17 protein-coding genes are annotated in these 19,361 nt (G+C 72.1%); 3 read left to right on the forward strand and 14 right to left on the reverse strand.

Annotated features, from left to right (window positions below; translation table 11 throughout):
• The first annotated feature begins 28 nt into the window (after nucleotides 1–28).
• Nucleotides 29–649, forward strand: coding sequence for a G/U mismatch-specific DNA glycosylase (gene mug / locus HA073_RS17175; protein ID WP_064445315.1), 621 nt, complete (start codon nucleotides 29–31; stop codon nucleotides 647–649).
• Nucleotides 650–775: 126 nt separating this feature from the next.
• On the opposite strand, the gene HA073_RS17180 is transcribed toward mug, so the two are convergent.
• From HA073_RS17180 to HA073_RS17190, 3 genes are all read right to left on the reverse strand, one after another.
• A complete protein-coding gene (locus HA073_RS17180) occupies nucleotides 776–2,758 on the reverse strand; it encodes an ABC transporter ATP-binding protein (RefSeq protein WP_064445314.1) in 1,983 nt (660 codons plus the stop codon).
• Nucleotides 2,759–2,893: 135 nt separating this feature from the next.
• Entirely contained in the window at nucleotides 2,894–3,661 is a 768-nt protein-coding gene (locus HA073_RS17185; RefSeq protein WP_166456854.1) for an enoyl-CoA hydratase/isomerase family protein, read from the reverse strand.
• A 46-nt stretch (nucleotides 3,662–3,707) separates the two neighbouring features.
• Entirely contained in the window at nucleotides 3,708–3,935 is a 228-nt protein-coding gene (locus HA073_RS17190; RefSeq protein ID WP_007072022.1) for a helix-turn-helix domain-containing protein, read from the reverse strand.
• Between the two features lie 301 nt (nucleotides 3,936–4,236).
• On the opposite strand from HA073_RS17190, the gene HA073_RS17195 reads away from it, so the two are divergent.
• Complete coding sequence (locus HA073_RS17195) at nucleotides 4,237–4,839, forward strand: cadmium resistance transporter (protein ID WP_309228037.1); 603 nt, start codon at nucleotides 4,237–4,239, stop codon at nucleotides 4,837–4,839.
• Nucleotides 4,840–4,885: 46 nt separating this feature from the next.
• On the opposite strand, the gene HA073_RS17200 is transcribed toward HA073_RS17195, so the two are convergent.
• The gene (locus HA073_RS17200) at nucleotides 4,886–6,493 is read right to left on the reverse strand and encodes an ABC-F family ATP-binding cassette domain-containing protein (protein ID WP_043329650.1); all 1,608 of its coding nucleotides are present in this window, start codon (nucleotides 6,491–6,493) and stop codon (nucleotides 4,886–4,888) included.
• Nucleotides 6,494–6,740: 247 nt separating this feature from the next.
• Between HA073_RS17200 and HA073_RS17205 the strand changes: the two genes are divergently transcribed.
• Nucleotides 6,741–7,655 carry a neutral zinc metallopeptidase gene (locus HA073_RS17205; protein WP_064446425.1) on the forward strand — a complete coding sequence of 305 codons (915 nt, stop codon included), beginning with the start codon at nucleotides 6,741–6,743 and terminating at the stop codon, nucleotides 7,653–7,655.
• A 69-nt stretch (nucleotides 7,656–7,724) separates the two neighbouring features.
• Here HA073_RS17205 and HA073_RS17210 read toward each other — a convergent pair whose 3' ends face one another.
• From HA073_RS17210 to sufD, 10 genes are all read right to left on the reverse strand, one after another.
• Nucleotides 7,725–8,936 (reverse strand): hypothetical protein, encoded by a 1,212-nt coding sequence (locus HA073_RS17210; RefSeq protein WP_064445311.1) that lies wholly within the window; start codon nucleotides 8,934–8,936, stop codon nucleotides 7,725–7,727.
• Nucleotides 8,937–9,101: 165 nt separating this feature from the next.
• A complete protein-coding gene (locus tag HA073_RS17215; RefSeq protein ID WP_166456856.1) occupies nucleotides 9,102–9,740 on the reverse strand; it encodes an acVLRF1 family peptidyl-tRNA hydrolase in 639 nt (212 codons plus the stop codon).
• Between the two features lie 85 nt (nucleotides 9,741–9,825).
• Complete coding sequence (locus tag HA073_RS17220; RefSeq protein WP_240925819.1) at nucleotides 9,826–13,518, reverse strand: M12 family metallo-peptidase; 3,693 nt, start codon at nucleotides 13,516–13,518, stop codon at nucleotides 9,826–9,828.
• 216 nt (nucleotides 13,519–13,734) lie between these two features.
• Nucleotides 13,735–14,415: a LysE family transporter gene (locus tag HA073_RS17225; RefSeq protein WP_166456857.1), complete on the reverse strand. Its 681-nt coding sequence runs from the start codon at nucleotides 14,413–14,415 to the stop codon at nucleotides 13,735–13,737.
• A 430-nt stretch (nucleotides 14,416–14,845) separates the two neighbouring features.
• Nucleotides 14,846–15,268: a metal-sulfur cluster assembly factor gene (locus HA073_RS17230; RefSeq protein WP_064446423.1), complete on the reverse strand. Its 423-nt coding sequence runs from the start codon at nucleotides 15,266–15,268 to the stop codon at nucleotides 14,846–14,848.
• A gap of 11 nt (nucleotides 15,269–15,279) precedes the next feature.
• Entirely contained in the window at nucleotides 15,280–15,753 is a 474-nt protein-coding gene (sufU, locus tag HA073_RS17235) for a Fe-S cluster assembly sulfur transfer protein SufU (RefSeq protein ID WP_064445308.1), read from the reverse strand.
• Complete coding sequence (locus HA073_RS17240; protein ID WP_064445307.1) at nucleotides 15,753–17,057, reverse strand: cysteine desulfurase; 1,305 nt, start codon at nucleotides 17,055–17,057, stop codon at nucleotides 15,753–15,755. The genes sufU and HA073_RS17240 overlap by 1 nt, the downstream gene beginning before the upstream one ends.
• 6 nt (nucleotides 17,058–17,063) lie before the next feature.
• A complete protein-coding gene (sufC, locus tag HA073_RS17245) occupies nucleotides 17,064–17,837 on the reverse strand; it encodes a Fe-S cluster assembly ATPase SufC (protein ID WP_064445306.1) in 774 nt (257 codons plus the stop codon).
• Entirely contained in the window at nucleotides 17,837–18,181 is a 345-nt protein-coding gene (locus HA073_RS17250) for a non-heme iron oxygenase ferredoxin subunit (RefSeq protein WP_064445305.1), read from the reverse strand. Before HA073_RS17250 ends, sufC begins: the two co-directional genes overlap by 1 nt.
• A complete protein-coding gene (gene sufD, locus HA073_RS17255) occupies nucleotides 18,181–19,323 on the reverse strand; it encodes a Fe-S cluster assembly protein SufD (RefSeq protein ID WP_069089093.1) in 1,143 nt (380 codons plus the stop codon). Before sufD ends, HA073_RS17250 begins: the two co-directional genes overlap by 1 nt.
• Nucleotides 19,324–19,361: the final 38 nt, after the last annotated feature.

Genomic DNA, 19,361 nt, shown 5'->3' on the forward strand with positions numbered 1-19,361 from the left:
TGGGCCGGGCGCCCGGGGCGGTGGGCCGGTGAGCGACCGACGGCGCCCGGGCGGTGGGCGGCCCGAGGCGGCCCCGGGGCCGGGCACGCCCGCCCGGCGGCACCCACGCCCCAGCCGCGAGCAGCTCGCGGCGGCGGCCGACCGGCTGCTGCCGGACGTCATCGCGCCCGGCCTGGACGTGCTCTTCGTCGGCATCAACCCCGGTCTGTGGTCGGCGGCGACCGGCTGGCACTTCGCCCGTCCGGGCAACCGGTTCTGGCCCGCCCTGCACCGGGGCGGGTTCACCCCGCGTCTGCTGCACCCCAGCGAGCAGGACCTGCTGCCCGCACTCGGCCTCGGGATCACCAACATGGTGGCCCGCGCCAGTGCCCGCGCCGACGAGCTGACCGCCGCGGAACTGGTCGACGGCGCGGCGACGCTCACCGCGAAGGTCGAGCGGTACCGGCCGCGCTGGGTGGCGGTGGTCGGCGTGACCGCGTACCGGATCGGGTTCACCCGGCCGAAGGCCGGCTTCGGGCCGCAGCCCGAGACGCTCGGGCCGGCCCGGCTGTGGGTGCTGCCCAACCCGAGCGGCCTGAACGCCCACTTCACCCCGGAGACGCTCGGCGCCGCGTTCGCCGAGCTGCGTGCCGCGGTCGCCGCGGGTTAGGGCCCCGGTCGCCGCGAGCTAGGGCTGCGGCCGTCCGGGTCGCCACGGCCCGGCCGCTGGGTGCCCGTCCACCCGGTCGGTGCCGATCCACGCCCGCCGGCGCCGGGATTGAGGCCTCGCGGGCCGCTAGTTGGCTGCCGCCGGGGGCATGGCCTCGTGGGCGACGTAGGTGCCCATCGGCACAGTGGTCACCACCGGCTCCGGCTGCTCCGCCTCGGCGTGCGGCGCGGGCGAGTCGGTGACCGCGAACTGGGTGCGGTACAGCTCGGCGTACAGGCCGCCGACGGCCACCAGTTCGTCGTGCCGGCCGCGCTCCACGATCCGCCCCTCGTCGAGCACGAGGATCTGGTCCGCGTCGCGCACCGTCGAGAGCCGGTGCGCGATCACCAGCGCGGTACGGCCGGTCAGCGCCACCGACAGCGCCCGCTGCACCGCTGCCTCGCTCTCCGAGTCCAGGTGGGCGGTGGCCTCGTCCAGGATCACTATCGACGGGGCCTTGAGCAGCAGCCGGGCGATGGCGATGCGCTGCTTCTCGCCGCCGGAGAAGCGGTAGCCGCGCTCGCCGACCGTCGTGTCGAGCCCGTCCGGCAGCGCCCGGACCAGGTCGGCCACCTGCGCGCCGGCCAGGGCGGCCCAGATCTCGTCGTCGGTGGCGTCGGGCTTGGCGTACCGCAGGTTCTCGCGGATGGTCTCGTGGAACAGGTGCGAGTCCTGGGTGACCACGCCGATCTCGTCGCGCAGCGAGGCGAGCGTCGCGTCCCGCACGTCGACGCCGCCGACCAGCACCTGGCCCTCGCTGACGTCGTAGATCCGGGAGATCAGCATGGACAGCGTCGACTTGCCGGCGCCGGAGGGGCCGACCAGGGCCACCATCTGCCCGGGCTCGACGGCGAACGAGACGCCCTTGAGCACCGGCTCGTTCACCGTACGGTCGAGGGTCGAGACCTCTTCCAGCGACGCGAGCGACACCTCGGCGGCGCTCGGGTAGCGGAAGCGCACGTCGCGGAACTCGACCCGGCCGCTGCCGCGCGGCACCGGCACCGCGTCGGGCTTCTCCGCGATGCCCGGACGCAGGTCGAGCACCTCGAAGACGCGGTCGAACGAGACGAGCGCGCTCATCACGTCGACCCGGACGTTGGAGAGCGCGGTGAGCGGGCCGTAGAGGCGGGTCAGCAGCAGCGCCAGCTTGACGACGGTGCCGGCGCTGACCGCACCGGTGACCGCCAGCCAGCCGCCCACCCCGTAGGTGAGCGCCTGGGCCAGCGACGCGACGAGCAGCATCGCCACGAAGAACGTCCGCGAGTACATCGCGGACTGGATGCCGATGTCGCGCACCCGCTCGGCCCGGCGGGCGAACCGGTCGGCCTCGACCTCCGGCGCGCCGAACAGCTTGACCAGCAGCGCTCCGGCCACGCCGAACCGCTCGGTCATCGTCGCGTTCATCTTCGCGTCGAGGTTGTACGACTCGCGGGTGATCTCGGCCAGGCGCCGGCCCACCCGGCGGGCCGGGATGATGAAGATCGGCAGCAGCACCAACGCCAGCACGGTGATCTGCCAGGACAGCACGAGCATCGCGCCGGCGGTGAGCACGAGCTGGATGACGTTGCTGACCACCCCGGACAGCGTCGAGGTGAACGCCCGCTGCGCGCCGAGCACGTCGTTGTTGAGCCGGCTCACCAGCGCGCCGGTCTGCGTGCGGGTGAAGAACTGCAGCGGCATCCGCTGGACGTGGTCGTAGACCCGGGTGCGCAGGTCGAGGATGATGCCCTCGCCGATGCGGGCCGAATACCACCGCTGGACCAGGGAGAACAGGGCATCGGCCACGGCGAGCGCGGCGATGATCAGGGCGAGCCGGACCACAGTCGTGCGGGCGTCCGGACCGCCGCCGGCGATCGCGTCGATGACGTCGCCGGCGAGCAGCGGCGTGGCCACGCCGATCACCGCGGCGATGATCACGGTGATCAGGAAGACGACGATGTCACGCCGGTAGGGCCGGGCGAACGCGACGATCCGCCGGGCCGTGCCGCGCTTGAGCTCGTGGGCGGAGACCTCGTCCCGGTTGCGCAGCGACCGGAGCATGCTCCAGCCGCCCATGCCGCCGCCGGCCATCGGGTGGGACACTCGTCACCTCCAGGTCGTCAGGCAGCATGAATCGTCGGAGTCCATTCTCCAGACGCCTGTGACAACCTCGCGAGTAACCCAGATCTTCCCAAACGGTCCTTACGAAATCGCGCTCCGGGCCGGTTACTCGCCCCGGCCGGCCAGATCCCGGATACGCCGGGTCTGCGCCTCCCGCTCGGCGCGCTGCTGCTCGGCGTGCGTACGGTCGGCCGCGCCCGCCAGGAGCGCCTTGATCTCGACGATCGCGTCCCGGTTGTTGGCGAGGAGCCCGGCCGACAGGTCACGCACCGCGGCGTCCAGCTCGTCGTTCGGCACCACGAGCGTGGCCAGGCCGATCCGGTCCGCCTCGGTGGCGTCCATCCGGCGGCCGGTGGCGCAGATCTCCAGGGCGCGCGAATAGCCGACCAGCTCGACCAGGCGGCGCGTGCCGGCCAGATCGGGCACCAGGCCGAGTGTCACCTCGGCCATCGAGAGCCTGGCGTCGGCGGCGAGCACACGCATGTCGCAGGCGAGCGCGAGCTGGAAGCCGGCGCCGATGGCGTGGCCCTGCACCGCGGCGATCGACACCACGTCCGGCCGGTGCAGCCAGGTGAAGCCGCCCTGGTACTCGGCGATCCGGTCGGCGCACTCCGCCTCCGGGAGCGCGGCCAGCTCGGCGAAGGAGCCCGGCCCGGTGGCACCGGCGACCGCCAGGTCCAGGCCCGCGGAGAAGGCGCGCCCCTCGCCGCGTACGACGACGACGCGGACGTCGCCGGGCAGGTCGCGGGAGAAGTCGCTCATCGCCCGCCACATCGCCGGGATCTGGGCGTTGAGCACGTCGGGCCGGCACAACGTCACCGTCGCGACCGGCCCGTCGCAGTCGAAGCGCACTCCGGTCGTCTCGGCGGTCACCGGACGCCCCGGAACACTGCGCTGATGGACGACGCTGGGCGGCGGGTCACGCCTTCTTCCGGCGCCGGGCGCCGCCGCGCTGCCGCAGCTGCACGCCGGATTCGGTGAGCACACGGTGGATGAACCCGTAGGAACGGCCGGTAGAGGCCGCCAGAGCACGGATGCTCTCACCCCCGGTGTACCGCTTTACCAGGTCTTTGGCGAGCGTCTGACGCTCGGCCCCGACGATCCGGCGACCCTTCTCAGTGCTGGTGGCTGTGCCGGTGGCTGCCATGCTGATCCCTCACGTCCCAGACTGTGCGGTTCGGATACGGTCCCACCTATTAGACCGCCTCGGACGATCATGCGCCAGATATCAACTATTCGCCAACCGACACGCTACGCAATGTCAGCTTCCCGATAGAGTGATCCTTCCGACCGGCTGATCCGTACCGCCCGCCGGACGAGCGCATCCTCCCCCATGATCGACACCAGTTCCCCGAAGTGGCTGCGTCACCGTGCTCCGGACACCTCCACTTCGGCGAACTGGTGTGGATCATGCGACGGCCGGTGCGGCGGGCCGTATCGTGCCCGGGGTGATTGACGTGATCACGGCCGCGGCGGGTGCCGCCGGTGTCTTCGCCGCCACCAATCTCGACGACATCGTCGTGCTCACGGTGCTGTTCGTGGCCCTCCGGCACACCGGACGCCCCCGGCCCTGGCAGATCGTCGCCGGCCAGTACGCGGGCATCGGCGCGCTCGTCGCGGTCGCGGTGGTGGCCGCCGCCGGGCTGCTCGTGGTGCCGGACCCGTGGCCCGGCCTGCTCGGCCTGCTGCCGGTCGCGCTCGGCGTACGCGCGCTGATGTCCCGTGGCGACGACGACGAGCCGCCGGCGGTGGTCGGCAGCCTGCTCGGCGTCGCCGGGGTGACCGTGGCGAACGGAGCCGACAACATCGCCGTCTACGTGCCGGTGTTCCGCTCCCTCGACCCGGCCACCGGCCTGGTCTGGCTGCTGGTGTTCGCGCTACTGGTGGCCGTGTGGTGCGCGGTCGCCGCCGCGCTCGGCGGGCACCCCCGGGTGGTGGCCCTGGTCGGCCGCGCCGGCCACTGGCTGGTGCCGGTGATCTTCATAGTCATCGGCGCGACCATCCTGCTCACCTCCGGCGTCCTCCCCCACCTGGCCGATCTCCTGACCTGACCGACCCGACCCGCCCCGACCCGGCCCACGGGGAAAAGAGGGCGGGTCAGGCCAGCTCCACCAGCTCCAGCAGGTCGTCGGACCAGGCGTCCTCGTCGCCGTCGGGCAGCAGGATCGCGCGGTCCGGCTTGAGCGCGGTCACCGCGCCCGGGTCGTGCGTGACCAGCACGATCGCGCCCGGGTAGCGGGCGATCGCGTCGAGCACCTGCTCACGGCTGACCGGGTCGAGGTTGTTCGTCGGCTCGTCCAGCAGCAGCACGTTGGCGCCGGAGCAGACCAGCGTGGCCAGCGCCAGCCGGGTCTTCTCGCCGCCGGAGAGCACGCCGGCCGGCTTGTCCACGTCCTCGCCGGAGAAGAGGAACGCGCCGAGGATCTTGCGCAGGTCGGTGTCGGTCTGGTCGGACGCGGCGCTGCGCATGTGCTCCAGGATCGTCCGGTCCACGTCGAGCGTCTCGTGCTCCTGGGCGTAGTAGCCCAGCCGCAGCCCGTGCCCGGGGCGTACCTCGCCGGTGTCCGGCTCCAGCAGCCCGCCGAGCATCCGCAGCAGCGTGGTCTTGCCGGCGCCGTTGAGGCCGAGGATGGCCACCCGGGAACCCCGGTCCACCGCCACGTTGACGTCGGTGAAGATCTCCAGCGACCCGTACGACTTGGACAGGCCGGTGGCGGTCAGCGGCGTCTTGCCGCACGGGGCGGGGCTCGGGAACCGTACCTTCGCGACCTTGTCCGCGACGCGGACCTCGTCCAGGCCGGAGAGCAGGCGCTCGGCGCGCCGGGCCATGTTCTGCGCGGCGACGGTCTTGGTGGCCTTGGCCCGCATCTTGTCCGCCTGCGCCATCAGCGCGCCGGCCTTCTTCTCGGCGTTTGCGCGCTCCCGGCGGCGGCGCCGCTCGTCGGTCTCCCGCGCCTCCAGGTACGCCTTCCAGCCCAGGTTGTACGTGTCGACCACGGACCGGGTGGCGTCCAGGAACCAGACCTTGTTGACCACCGCCTCCAGCAGCGAGGCGTCGTGGGAGATCACGATCAGGCCGCCCTTGTGGTTGGCGAGGAAGCCGCGCAGCCAGGTGATCGAGTCGGCGTCGAGGTGGTTCGTCGGCTCGTCGAGCAGCAGGATGCCGCCGCCGTTCTCGCCGGCGTCGCGGAACAGGATCCGGGCCAGCTCGATGCGGCGGCGCTGACCGCCGGAGAGCGTGCCGATGGTCTGCGCCAGGGCGCGGTCGGGCAGGCCGAGGTTGGCGCAGATGCGGGCGGCCTCGGCTTCGGCCGCGTAGCCGCCGAGGGAGGCGAACTGATCTTCCAGCGCGCCGTAGCGGCGGACCAGCCGCTCGTCGTCGGCGCCTTCGGCGAGCTTGTTCTCCAGCTCCTTCATCTGCGCCATGAGCACGTCCAGCCCACGGGCGGAGAGCACCCGGTCCCGGCCGGTGACGTCCAGGTCACCGGTGCGCGGGTCCTGCGGCAGGTAGCCGATGGCGCTGCGCCGGTCGATCTGGCCGCCGTACGGCTGCCCCTCGCCGGCGAGCACCTTGAGTGTGGTGGTCTTGCCGGCGCCGTTGCGGCCGACCAGGCCGATCCGGTCCCCCGGCTGTACCCGCAGGGTGGTGTCGGACAGCAGGATCCGGGAACCGGCGCGCAGTTCCAGGCCGGTGGCAGTGATCATCTCGGAGTACTCGCTCTCGGGTCCGGAAGGGCTGATTCAGGGCACGCGAAAGCGCCGGCGGGTGGTGTTTTCCCGTCGGCGCGGGGCGGTTCAGCCTTCGCAGCGCAGCACGGGGGCAAGTGTACCGGTCCCCGCGGGCCCCCTCCGCCGGATTACCGTGCAAGATCATCGGGTACGAAATCCGCCGTCCGGACCCGGTCCGGTACCGCAACCATCACAAACGGACACATCGGTGATCGGGGTCAACATGGAGCTGAACGAGAACGCGCGGGTCGACACCAGCCAGGTGGACGACCGGCGAGGGTCCGGCGGAGGCGGCGGGATGGGCATTCCGATCCCGATCGGCGGCGGCCGGGGCGGGATCGTGGGCATCATCATCGCCGTACTGGTCGCCCTGGTGGGCGGCGGCTTCGGCCTCAATGCCGCCACCAACGGCGGCGGCTCCGAGCAGGGTGACAACACCTCGCTGGAGCAGAAGTGCTCGGCGCAGGACGCGCTGGAGCAGCTCGACTGCCGCAACACCCTCTACGTCAACTCGATCCAGGCGTACTGGCGTACCGCGATGCCGGAGGCGTTCGGCGAGCAGTACAAGCCGTCGAAGACGGTGTTCTTCAGCCAGAACGTCAGCACCGCCTGCGGCGCCGCCGACTCCGGCGTGGGCCCGTTCTACTGCCCGGCCGACGACCAGGTCTACATCGACCTCACGTTCTACCGGCTGCTGGCCGACCAGCTCGGCGCCAAGGGCGAGTTCGCCCAGCCGTACGTGCTGGCCCACGAGTACGGCCACCACGTGCAGGACCTGCTCGGCACCGAGGCGCAGATGCGCCGCCAGCAGGAGCGTGACCCGCAGAGCGCGAACGCGCTGTCGGTGAAGCTGGAGCTGCAGGCCGACTGCTACGCCGGCGCGTGGGCGAAGAACGCCACCGGCACCGCCGACGACCGCGGGCAGAAGATCTTCAAGAGCATCACCGAGGAGGACATCTCCCAGGCCATCGACGCCGCCGAGAAGATCGGCGACGACGCGATCCAGGAGCGTTCCGGCCGCCCGGTGAACCCGGACGAGTTCACCCACGGCAGCTCGGAGCAGCGCAAGCAGTGGTTCACCAAGGGCTTCACCACCGGTGACCCGAAGTCCTGCGACACCTTCGGCGCCGGGACCTGATCCCCGCTCGGCGCATCGGCCCGCACCGCCACGGACGGCGGTGCGGGCCGATGTCGTTTCCGGGGCCGGTCAGGCCGGCAGTGTCACCTGAGCCGGAGTGGACCGGTTGACAGTCGTCCCGTCACCGAGCTGGCCTCCGCTGTTGTCGCCCCAGCACCACAGGCCGGCGTCGGTACGGATCGCGCAGCCGTGGTCGGTGACCGCGAGCCCGCCGGTCCAGCTGGTGGCGGTGCCGACCTGCGCGGGCGCGGACCGGTGGGTGGTGCTGCCGTCGCCCACCTGGCCGGCCGAGTTCTTGCCCCAGCACCACAGGCTGCCGTCGGTACGCGACGCGCAGGACGTGTCGCTGCTCGCGGCGATCCGGTTCCACGTGGTGGCGGTGCCGATCTGCACCGGCGCGGTCCGGTACGAGCCGCTCACGCCGAGCTGACCGTATCCGTTCTCACCCCAGCACCACAGCCCGCCGGCGCGGACCCCGCAGGTGTGCGCGTACCCGGCCGCGACGCCGGTCCACCCGGTCGCGGTGCCGACCTGCGCGGGCGCGGTCTGCGGCGTCAGGTTGCCGAGCCCGAGCTGGCCGTCCGAGCTGGCCCCCCAGCACCAGAGCGTGCCGCCGGTCCGGATACCGCAGGTGTGCCCGTAGCCGGTCGAGACGCTCACCCAGTCGGTGGCCGTGCCGACCTGCAGCGGGGTGTTCGCGACGTACGGCGAGGCGCCGACGCCCAGCTGGGTGGTCCGGTTGAAGCCCCAGCACCAGAGCGTGCCGTCGGTGCGTATCGCGCAGGTGTGCTGGGGGCCGGCGTCGACCCGGGCCCAGGTGGTCGCGGTGCCGACCTGCACCGGGGCGCTGCGGCTGGTGGTGCTCCCGTCGCCGAGCTGGCCCCGGAAGTTCGAGCCCCAGCACCACAGCGTCCCGTCCGTGCGGACCGCGCAGGTGTGCCCGGAGCCGGCGTCGACGTTGGTCCAGGTGGCGGTGCCGACCCGCGTCGGGGCGCTGCGGTTCGTGGTGGTCCCGTCGCCGAGCTGACCGCCGTAGTTCGAGCCCCAGCACCACAGTCCCCCGTCGGTGCTGATCGCGCACGTGTGCGCGCCGCCCGCGGTGACGCTGCTGACGGTGGGCGCGGCGAGCGCGGCGCGCTGCGCCGGGCCCGCGTTCGCCGTACCGGCGGTGAGTGTGGCGGTGAGCACGAGGCTTCCGGCGCTCATTGCCGCCGCCGCGACGAGGAGTCTCGTCGCACGGCGCCACCGGGCTCGCAGCCGGCCGTCCTGATATCCGCTCATGAAGTTGTTGTCTCCCAACGATGTCGGCGCGTAATGGCGGAGGCGAAGCTGCCCCTGCGGGTCGCCCGGAGACCCGCCGCTTCGTGACACCGACGATAGGCATCGAGTCGATTCGATGCATCATCGAGGAGCGGGATTGCGCCGTCTTGAGGTGATCTTTCCTGTTCAGCGGACCAGGATGTGGACCGCCCGGGCGGCCGCGACGGCGGCCACCAGCACCGCGTGCCGGGGCTCCGGCACGTCGAGCAGGCGCGGCGCGCGCAGCGCCGCCAGCGGGGCCAGCCGTCGGTCGGTCAGCACCGTGTCCACCGCGCGCCGGTCGCCGCCGCACACCAGCGTCGACAGCGTTCCGGCCTCCGGCAGCAGCAGGCGTACGGCCAGCTCGGCCGCGTCGCCCAGGGCTGCCTTCGCCTGGTTGTCGCGCCGCCGGGCGAACCGCTGCTGGGACCAGCCGCCCGCCGCGGTACGCCCCTGCACGTACCGGGTGTCCACCTTGGAGACCACCAGGTCGGCGCCGTCGGCGACGCCGACCGCGACAGCGCCCTTGCGGGCCAGCAGCAGACCGATCCGGCGGGCCGCGGTGGCGGAGGCGACGAATCCGGGTACGTCCGCCGACGCGCTCGCCCCGGGCGGGGTGTGCAGCTCGGCGGTGGCGTCGTCCGGGGCGGTGAGGAGGAGCCCGTACTCCTGGACTGTGGTCGTGGGCGGGCCGTGCCGGTCGGTGAAACCCTCGACCCAGCGGGCGACGCGGCCGGGGTCGACCTCGACCCACCGGCCGCCGCCGGCGGCGGGTCGGCTGCTCATGGCCCGACGGTACGCCATCGCCGGGCCCGGGAACGCAGCGCGGGAGGACACCGTGACCGGTGCCCTCCCGCGTCTACCGGGTGGATCAGTGGACGGTGAGGTTGCCGCCCTTCAGCGTGACCTCGGCGGTGCCGCCGCCCGTCCAGTCGGACGAGAACAGCAGCGCGCCGCCCTTCCACAGCGTGACCCCGACGGTGTCGTTCCTGCCGGGGGCGCCCCGGTCGGTCACCGTGACGGCCAGCGTCAGGCCGGAGGCCACCAGCTTGCCCTTGTTGTCGTACAGGGCGGCCTGGTAGCGCACCTGGGCGACCTTGCCCGCCGAGGTGACGCCGAGCGCGTCGACGGTGCCGGCCTTGATCGTGTACGCCTTCCCGCCGGAGCGGAACTCGATCTCGGCCTTGCCGGTGGCGGGCTTGTTCGCCTTGCCCGGCTTCGCGTTCAGCTCCACCTCGACGGTGGAGTTCACGTCGGCCGGGTAGGTGCCCGCCGAGCGGGTGGCGGTCAGGTGACCGCCACCGGTGAGGAACCCGCCGTCGGAGACGGCGACTGTGACCTGCGCGGTGGTGCTGCCCGTGTAGTTGCCGCCCACTGTCGCGGTGACGGTGTGCGTGCCCTTCGGCAGCGTGGCCTCGCACGCCGCGGACGCGCTCGTGGTGGCCGTGCCCAGCAGGGCCGGCACTGCGGCGCAGAGCGTCACGCCGTCCTTCGTGAAGGTGACGGTGGCGGTCCGGATGTCACCGGCTGTGGTGTCCGTCGCGCCGGGCAGCACCGAGCTGTCCCGGACCACGGCCCGCAGCAGGGCCTTGCCGGAGGCGCCGCCGGTCGCGGTGTTCACCAGCGTGTCACCGGCCCAGCTGACCGCCGCGTCCTCGGCGGTGACCGTGATCGTGAACGAGGTGCTGCCGGTCAGCCCGGAGCCGTCGGAGACGGTCACCGTGACCGGATAGGCACCCGGGGCCGCCGTGGTGGTGCCGGCGACCGTCCAGGTACGCGAGCCTGGCCGGGCGTCGGCCGCGGAGGTGCTCGTGACGGCCAGGGACAGGCCGGCGGGCAGCCCGGTGGCGGCGGCGGTCAGGTCCGCGCCCGTGGTGTCGCCGTCGGTGGCGGTGACCGTGACGGCAGGCGAGAGCGCGTCGCTGTACTGGACGCTCACGCCGTCCGGGGCGGTGCTGGTGACGGTCGGGGCGGACCGGATCGTGAAGTCGGCGTCGTTGACGTCGAAGAAGACGTTCCCGACCGCCTCGATCTTGATCCGGGCCTTCCCGGTCGCCACGTTCGGCAGCGTCACCGTCGCCGAGCCGGTGTTGGCGGTCTGCTCCGCCAGCACGTACGGGAAGGTCAGCCCGCCGTCGGCGGACAGCGAGATCTTCACCTGCGCGGCGTTCACCGGCGCCACGTCGGTGCCGGCCACGTCCCACGTCACGGTCTGGGTCGAGCCGCCGTCCAGGACGGCGGCGGCGCCCTGCGAGGTCACCAGGAACGGACCCGCGTCCGGCGCCAGCACCACGGCGACGTCGCCGCTGCCGATGCCGCCGCCACCCAGCCGCCCGTCCCGGGCGGTGAGCTTGAAGTGCAGGGTCCGGTCACCCGCGATGCCGACCCAGTCGCGGGTGGGCAGGAACTCGGAGTAGCAGTCGACAAGCTCGGCCGGCACGTTCGACGCGCCACCGGTGGCCGGCGGCGCCGGGGCAGCCGGGCAGGCGCCGGTGGCCGCGTTGGTGTTGCCGGCCAGGATCTGCCGCATGTCCGGGAACACCCGGGTCGAGTCGGTGGTGACCGCGTTCAGCCCCGGCGAGTAGTACTTCAGCGTGTCCGTCGGCGACACGATCGCCGCCTCGCCGAACACCCGGAACAGCGGACCGTTGACCTTCGTGTTGTTCGTCAGCGCGGTGCCCGTCGTGGCGCCCCTGTCGTTCTGCTCCCACAGGTACGTGACGGTGTCGCCGTCGGCGTCGGTGGCGCTGCCGGTCAGCGCGAACGGCGTACGCACCGGGATGGTGACGGTCTCCGGGACGGTGACCACCGGGGCGTGGTTGGTGGTCTCCTCGACCAGCCAGCCGCCGTTGTCGATGGCGCCGCCCTTGGCCGTCTCACCGACGAAACCGGAGGCGCCGGAGGCGTTCGTCAGCTCCAGCGACGCCACGTTGGTGGTCGCCAGCGTGCCGCCGAACGTCACCTGGAAGCCGTTGTCGTTGAGCGTGCCGCTGCCACCGAACGCGGCCACGGTGACAGTCGCGCCGGCCGGCCAGCCGGCGATGCCCTCGATGGCCGCCTTGATGCCCGCGGTGGTGTAGTTGAAGCCCCGCGTGATCGGCGCCGAGTCGCTGCCCGCGTAGCTGATGGTGAACGAGTCACCGTCGGCGTCGAACCCGTACAGCGAGACGTTCTGCACCTCGTTGATGGCCGGGCGGTTCGACGTGACGTAGTTGGTGATCTCGGTGTAGCTGCGGTGCGACCAGTACGGGTCGCTGTGCGGCTGGAGGTTGTCCTGCTGGCAGATGCCCGCGTACGCCATGATCGACGAACCGCTGCCCGGCTCGTACGAGTTGGCCGCGCTGCGGTTGCCGCCCGAGCAGTTGTACTGGGTGCCGTTGAAGGTGTGGTTGCCGGCGAACTGGTGACCCATCTCGTGCGAGACGTAGTCGACCGCGTAGAAGTCGCCGACCGGTGTCGGCAGGCCGGTGCAGCCCTGCGCCTTGCCGTTGCCGCCGATCACGCCGAGGCTGGCCACGCCGCCGCCGTTGACGCCCAGGCCGACGTGGCCCACGTCGTAGTTGCTCGCGCCGACCAGCTGGCCGAGCACGATCCGGTTACGGCTGAGCGTGCCACTGCCGCAGGAGGTGAGCTGCGCCGGTGTGAAGCAGGCCGCCGCGCCGCACGGGCCGTTCGGCTCGGTGGCCAGGGCCGGCGTGTTCAGGTTGGTCTTGTCGGTGTCGTTGATCAGCACGAGCCGGATCGCCGTCTCGTCCTCGTAGATCTGGGTGACCCGGTTCATCAGCGTCACCTTCGCGGCGGTGACGTTCTCCGCGCCGAAGTAGGTGGCGTACGACGGGTCGGTCACCAGCGCCACCCGGTAGGTGCGCAGCTTCACCAGCGGCCCGGCCGGGACCTCCGCCTCGGCGATCTCCTCGGCCAGGGCGTGCGCCTCCTGCGTGACGTCCGCACGCTCGACGAACTCGCCCTCCGGGTGCTCCAGGTCGCGGGCGAAGTAGCTCGCGTACAGGCTCTGGTCACGCTGGTAGTACGGGTCGATGTACCAGTTGCCCTTGGCCGACCGGACCGAGGCGTGGAACCCGAGCGGGGTGAGGTCCGCGCGGATGGTCGCGGCCGGGTCGTCCAGGCCCTTGCCGGCGTACGTGGTGATCTCCGGGTGCCTCGCGGCCAGGCCGGCCTCCATGACCGGCGAGTCGACCAGCTCGAAGCGCTGGAACGTGCCGTCCGGAGCGGGCAGCGACACCACCTGCTTCGCCACCCGGGCCACCGCGACGCGCTTCTCGGCCGGCGCCTTGTCCAGCAGGCCCTTCATGGTGCCGCGGTCCAGCTTGTACGCGGTCAGCCGCTTGGCCTTGATCGCGGCCTGGCGGCCCGCCTTGGTGGCCGCCGGCTTGCCGTCCACCTTCTGCCACGGCCCGTGGACGCCGGGTGCGGCAGAGGCGGGCGCGGGCGCCGCGAGAACGGGAAGCGTCGCCGCGGCCAGCGCGGCGACGAGGAGGGCAGCGGTCCGTCCGCGCCGGGCGGGTTGCCGGTCGCGCGGCGGACGCCACAGGGTGATCCTCAAGTCTTCTCCCTGCTGGGTCTGGTGTGGATCGACGCACGACCGGTGGGGATGACCGGATGTACGTGAACGGTCCACGGATTGTTCCGTGACCCTAGGACCACTCGCGACTCCGAACATCAGCCGCGAAGATGATGCGGTTGCGTCCGGACGATGCTCCAGGTCGTCCCGGCTCCCGGAATCCGATCGATGCCGTCGGGCCGCGGCCGTCCCCTTCGGTCAGACGCCGAGCACTGTGGCGACCGCGAGGGCGGCGATGATGACACTGGACAGCAGCGCGGTGACCCGCCGCCCACGGGGACCGGTGAGGGCCCGGCCGATCAGCGAGCCGCCGCCGGCGATCAGCAGCTGCCAGCTGGCCGAGGCGAGGAACACCCCGGCCGTGAAGGCGATCGCACCTGCCCCGCCGGAGCCGAGCACGTCGCCCCGGCCGAGGACGAGCGCCACGAAGTAGACCACTGTGGCCGGGTTGAGCAGGGTCAGCGCGAGGACCGCGGCGAACGCCCGCACCGGCGTGTCCAGGCCACCCCGCGGACTCGGCTCCTGCGCCGGGGCGGGTGAGTTCGGCTCCTGCGCCGGGGCGGGTGAGTTCGGCTCCTGCGCCGGGGCGGGTGGGCGCATCGCGCGCCAGGCGGTGAGGCAGGCGAGGGCCAGCAGCACCCCCGCGGCGATCAGCCGCAGCGGACCCGCGAACGGCGCGAGGCCACTCGCCACCGCTGCCCCGCCCAGCGCCGCCACGGCCGCGTACAGCCCGTCGGCGGTGGCCACGCCGAGCGCCGCCGCCGAACCGACCCGGAACGAGGTACGCGCGCTGAGCCCGAGGATGAGGATCGCGATCGCGCCGACCGGGATGGCGACGCCGTAGCCGGCGACCAGGCCGGCCAGGAACGCCCCGGTCACGACGAGGGGTGGTGGGCCGAGGCGGCCGGCGGCAGGATGCGCTGTCGACGCGCGGCGGTGGCCGCACGGACAGGAGTCTGCTTCGGGTACGCCTCGATCACCCGCTCATCCTGCGCCCCACTCCCCCACCCCGAAACCGGTTTTCCCGCGCCCCGGGTTCGAGCTGGGCTGGGCTGGGTTGGGCTGAAGATCTTGGTACGAATCTGCCCCCGCAGGGGCGATCTCGTACCAAGATCTCGCTGTTCGGGGCACCAACGCCGGTGGCAGTGCCGCCACGTCACCTTGATCGACACCACTTCGCCAATGTGGCGGCATCAAAGCCACTCCGACCACACCACATCGGCGTAACGGTGTCGATCATGCCGAGAGAACACCGCGGGCGCGGCACCCCTCAAGGGTGCCGCGCCCGTGGCGGTGACCGGGAGAACTGTCAGACGTTGAAGCCGAGCGAGCGGAGCTGGTCGCGCCCCTCGTCGGTGATCTTGTCGGGGCCCCACGGCGGCAGCCAGACCCAGTTGATCCGGATGTCGTTCACCAGGCCGCCACCGGGACCGGTGGTCAGCGCCTGCCGGGCCTGGTCCTCGATCACGTCGGTCAGCGGGCAGGCCGCCGAGGTCAGCGTCATGTCCAGGGTGGCCACGTTGTCGTCGTCGACGTGGACGCCGTACACCAGGCCCAGGTCGACCACGTTGATGCCCAGCTCGGGGTCGACGACGTCCTTCATCGCCTCTTCGATGTCGCCGATAGCGGCCTTGCCGCCGGCCGGCGCCGCCGCGCCCGCGGCCGCGCCGCCGGCAACAGCACCGTTGACGGCCGCGCCGTCCGTCGCCACCGCGCCAGCCTCGGGGGTCATGTTCTCGTCGCTCATGCCTTCACCTCCGGGCTCACGCCCACCCCGGCGCGTGCCGCGGCGTCCTTGAACGCCATCCACGACAACAGCGCGCACTTCACCCGGGCCGGGTAGCGCGCGACACCCGCGAACGCCACCCCGTCTCCGAGCACGTCCTCGTCCGGCGTGACCTGGCCCCGCCCGGACATCAACTGCACGAACGCCTCGTGCACCACCGCGGCGTCGCTCGCGGCCCTGCCGCGCAGCAGCTCGTGCAGGATGCTCGCCGACGCCTGGCTGATCGAGCAGCCCATCCCGTCGTACGAGATGTCGGTGAACACCGTGCCGTCGGTCGCCACCCGTACGGTGATCTCGTCGCCGCAGGTCGGGTTGACGTGGTGCGCCTCGCCGACCCGGGCGGCCGGGTCCGCCGCGTCCCGCAGGCCGCGGCCGTGCGGGTGCTTGTAGTGGTCCAGGATGATCTCCTGGTAGAGGGATTCGAGCTGCATCACTGGAACACCTTCCGCACCCGCTCCAGACCCGCCACCAGGGCGTCGATCTCCGCGGTGGTGGTGTAGAGGTAGAACGACGCCCGCGTCGTGGCCGGCACCCCGAACCGGGTGCACACCGGCCGGGCGCAGTGGTGGCCCACCCGCACCTGCACGCCGAGCGAGTCGAGCACCTGCCCGACGTCGTGCGGGTGCACGTCACCGAGCGCGAACGAGATCGTCCCGCCCCGGCCCACCGGCACGGTCGGGCCGAAAATCCGCAGGCCGGGCACGGTGGCGAGGGCGTCCAGCGCGTACGCCGTCAGCTCCTTCTCGTGCCACTGGATGGCCGGCATGCCGATCGCGGTGAGGTAGTCCACCGCAGCGCCGAGCGCGACCGCCTCGGCGATCGGCGGGGTGCCCGCCTCGAACCGGGCCGGCGGCGCGGCGAACGTCGAGCCGCCCATGGTCACCGTCTCGATCATCGAGCCGCCGCCCATCACCGGGGGCATCGCGGCGAGCAGCTCGCCCCGGCCCCAGAGCACGCCGATGCCGGTCGGGCCGCACATCTTGTGCCCGGTGAAGACGATGAAGTCGGCGTCGTGGTCGACCACGTCCATCGGCAGGTGCGGCACCGACTGCGAGCAGTCGAGCAGCAGCAGCGCGCCGACCTCGCGGACCCGCGCGGTGATCCGCGAGGTGGCGTTGACGGTGCCGAGGATGTTCGACATGTGCACCAGCGAGACGATCTTCGTCCGCTCGGTGACCAGGTCGTCCAGGCCGGACTCGTCGAGCCGGCCCTGGTCGGTGACCGGGAACCAGCGCAGCGTCGCGCCGGTGCGCTCCGCCAGCAGCTGCCACGGGACGATGTTCGAGTGGTGCTCCATCTCGGAGATCACGATCTCGTCGCCGGGGCCCAGCCGGAACCGGGGGTCGCCGTCCGCGCGCAGCGAGGCGTTGGAGAAGGCGTACGCCACGATGTTGATCGCCTCGGTGGAGTTCTTGGTGAACACCACCTCGTCCACGCTCGGCGCGTTGATGAACGCGGCGATCTTCGCCCGCGCGCCCTCGTACGCCTCGGTGGCCTCGGTGCCCAGCGTGTGCACCGAGCGCGACACGTTGGCGTTGTGCAGCGCGTAGTGCTCGGCGAGCACGTCGAGCACCTGCCGCGGCTTGTGCGAGGTGTTGGCGCTGTCCAGGTAGACCAGCGGGTGGCCGTTGACCTCCCGGTCGAGGATCGGGAAGTCGGCCCGCACCTTCGCCACGTCGAAGCGCGGCACGTCGTCGTACTGCGGCATGCCCGCCGGGATGGCCATCGAGGTCATGGCAGGTCAGGCCCGTGCCGCGCCGGCTCCGGCGACGTAGCGCTCGTAGCCCTCTTCCTCGAGCTTGTCGGCCAGCTCCCGGCCGCCCTGCTCGACGATCCGGCCGGCCACGAAGACGTGCACGAAGTCGGGCTTGATGTAACGCAGGATGCGCGTGTAGTGGGTGATCAGCAGCAGGCCGGTGTCACCGGTGTCGCGTACCCGGTTCACGCCCTCGCTGACCACGCGCAGCGCGTCCACGTCCAGGCCGGAGTCGGTCTCGTCGAGGATCGCCATCTTCGGCTTGAGCAGCTCCAGCTGCACGATCTCGTGCCGCTTCTTCTCGCCGCCGGAGAAGCCCTCGTTGACGTTGCGCTGGGCGAACGCCGGGTCCATCTGGAGGCGCTCCATGGCACCGCGCAGCTCGCCGCCCCAGGTGCGCAGCTTCGGCGCCTCACCGTCGATGGCGGTCTTGGCGGTACGCAGGAAGTTGGCCACCGACACGCCGGGGACCTCGACCGGGTACTGCATGGCCAGGAAGAGACCGGCGCGGGCCCGCTCGTCGACGGACATGGACAGCACGTCCTCGCCGTCGAGGGTCACCTCGCCGCCGGTGATCTCGTACTTCGGGTGACCGGCGATCGAGTACGCCAGCGTCGACTTGCCGGAGCCGTTCGGGCCCATGATGGCGTGCGTCTCGCCGGAGCGCACGGTCAGGTCGACCCCGTGCAGGATCGGCTTGAGCTCACCCTCGGGCAGCTTGACCGACACCTTCAGGTCGCGGATCTCCAGGGTGCTCATCAGCGGGTCACTCCATTGCTCGGCAGCGGACGGCCGTCGCCGTCCACGGAAAGGTAGATGTCGCCGTCGCGGACTTCGACGGAATAGACGGGTACGGGTTCGGTCGCGGGCAGCCCGGTGGGCTCACCGGTACGCAGGTCGAAACGGGATCCGTGCAGCCAGCATTCCAGCGTGCAGCCCTCGACCTCGCCCTCGGACAGCGCCACGGCGGCGTGCGAGCACTCGTCGTGCACCGCGTAGAACACGTCGTCCTCGCCGTGCACGATCGCGACCTGCACGCCGTCCACGTCGGCGCTGATCGCGGTGCCCTTCGGCACGTCCTCGGTGGAGCAGATCTTGAGCATCAGGCGCCGGCCTTCGCCAGCCGGGCCTCGATGGCGTCACCGAGGCGCTCGCGCAGGTCCTCGACCGGGATCTTGTTGATCAGCTCGGCGAAGAAGCCGCGCACCACCAGGCGCCGCGCCTCGGCCTCCGGGATGCCCCGGGCCATCAGGTAGAACAGCTGCTCGTCGTCGAACCGGCCGGTCGCGCTGGCGTGCCCGGCGCCGGCGATCTCGCCGGTCTCGATCTCCAGGTTGGGTACGGAGTCGGCCCGCGCGCCGTCGGTGAGCAGCAGGTTCCGGTTGATCTCGTACGTGTCGGTGCCGGTGGCCTCGGCGCGGATCAGCACGTCGCCGACCCAGACCGTGTGCGCGTCGTCGCCCTGCAGCGCGCCCCGGTAGCCGACGTTGCTGCGGCAGTCCGGCACGGTGTGGTCGACCAGCTGCCGGTGCTCCAGGTGCTGGCCGGAGTCGGCGAAGTAGACGCCGTACAGCTCGGCCTCGCCGCCGCGCTGGGTGTACTCCACCGACGTGTACTGCCGGACCAGGTCGCCGCCGAGGCTGACCTGCACGTGCAGGATCCGGGCGTCGCGGCCCAGCCGCACCTTCAGATGCTGCGCCTGCACCGCGTCGTCGGCCCAGTCGGCGACGGTGACCAGGGTCAGCTTCGCCCCGTCGCCCACCGACACCTCGACGTTGTCGGCCAGCGTGGCCGAGCCGACGTGCTCGATCACCACGGTGGCCTCGGCGAACCGGTCCACCTCGACGAACGTGTGGCCGAAGGCGAGCGCCTCGGCGTTCTCGCCGACCACCCGCAGGCGCACCGGCGCCTCCACCACCGCGTCGCGGGCGACCCGCACCAGCAGCGCGCGGTCGGCCCCGCCGTACGCGAGCGCGCTGACCCGGTCGAACGGGGTGAGCACGCTGCCCACCCGGGGGTCGTCCCGGCCGATCCGGTCGACGGTGACGCCCTCGGGCAGGTCACCGTACTCGTGCCGGACCGCGCCGGTCGCGCCCTGCGCCGACCCGGTCAGGCCGCGCAGGCGCTTGAGCGGGGTGAAGCGCCACTCCTCCTCCAGGCCGGTCAGGGCCGGGAAGTCGGCGACGTCGTACGAGCGGAGCGCCTGCGACTTGGTCGTGGGCGGCGCGGAAGCCTGGGTAGTCATCTCTTCCTTGTGTTCTGCGACGAGGTGTCAGGTGAGGC

This window comes from Micromonospora sp. CMU55-4, from assembly GCF_011602315.1.
Taxonomy (GTDB): Bacteria; Actinomycetota; Actinomycetes; order Mycobacteriales; family Micromonosporaceae; genus Micromonospora; species Micromonospora chalcea.

Excerpts from the sequence above, each read along its gene's own strand:
- HA073_RS17190 (WP_007072022.1), bottom strand. The coding sequence starts at position 3,935 with ATGGCAGCCACCGGCACAGCCACCAGCACTGAGAAGGGTCGCCGGATC.
- sufC (WP_064445306.1), bottom strand. The coding sequence starts at position 17,837 with ATGAGCACCCTGGAGATCCGCGACCTGAAGGTGTCGGTCAAGCTGCCC.
- sufD (WP_069089093.1), bottom strand. The coding sequence starts at position 19,323 with ATGACTACCCAGGCTTCCGCGCCGCCCACGACCAAGTCGCAGGCGCTC.
- HA073_RS17200 (WP_043329650.1), bottom strand. The coding sequence starts at position 6,493 with ATGATCACTGCCACCGGCCTGGAACTGCGCGCCGGTTCCCGGATCCTG.
- HA073_RS17230 (WP_064446423.1), bottom strand. The coding sequence starts at position 15,268 with ATGACCCCCGAGGCTGGCGCGGTGGCGACGGACGGCGCGGCCGTCAAC.
- sufU (WP_064445308.1), bottom strand. The coding sequence starts at position 15,753 with ATGCAGCTCGAATCCCTCTACCAGGAGATCATCCTGGACCACTACAAG.
- HA073_RS17250 (WP_064445305.1), bottom strand. The coding sequence starts at position 18,181 with ATGCTCAAGATCTGCTCCACCGAGGACGTGCCGAAGGGCACCGCGATC.
- HA073_RS17205 (WP_064446425.1), top strand. The coding sequence starts at position 6,741 with ATGGAGCTGAACGAGAACGCGCGGGTCGACACCAGCCAGGTGGACGAC.
- HA073_RS17240 (WP_064445307.1), bottom strand. The coding sequence starts at position 17,057 with ATGACCTCGATGGCCATCCCGGCGGGCATGCCGCAGTACGACGACGTG.
- HA073_RS17180 (WP_064445314.1), bottom strand. The coding sequence starts at position 2,758 with ATGGCCGGCGGCGGCATGGGCGGCTGGAGCATGCTCCGGTCGCTGCGC.
- HA073_RS17210 (WP_064445311.1), bottom strand. The coding sequence starts at position 8,936 with ATGAGCGGATATCAGGACGGCCGGCTGCGAGCCCGGTGGCGCCGTGCG.
- HA073_RS17215 (WP_166456856.1), bottom strand. The coding sequence starts at position 9,740 with ATGAGCAGCCGACCCGCCGCCGGCGGCGGCCGGTGGGTCGAGGTCGAC.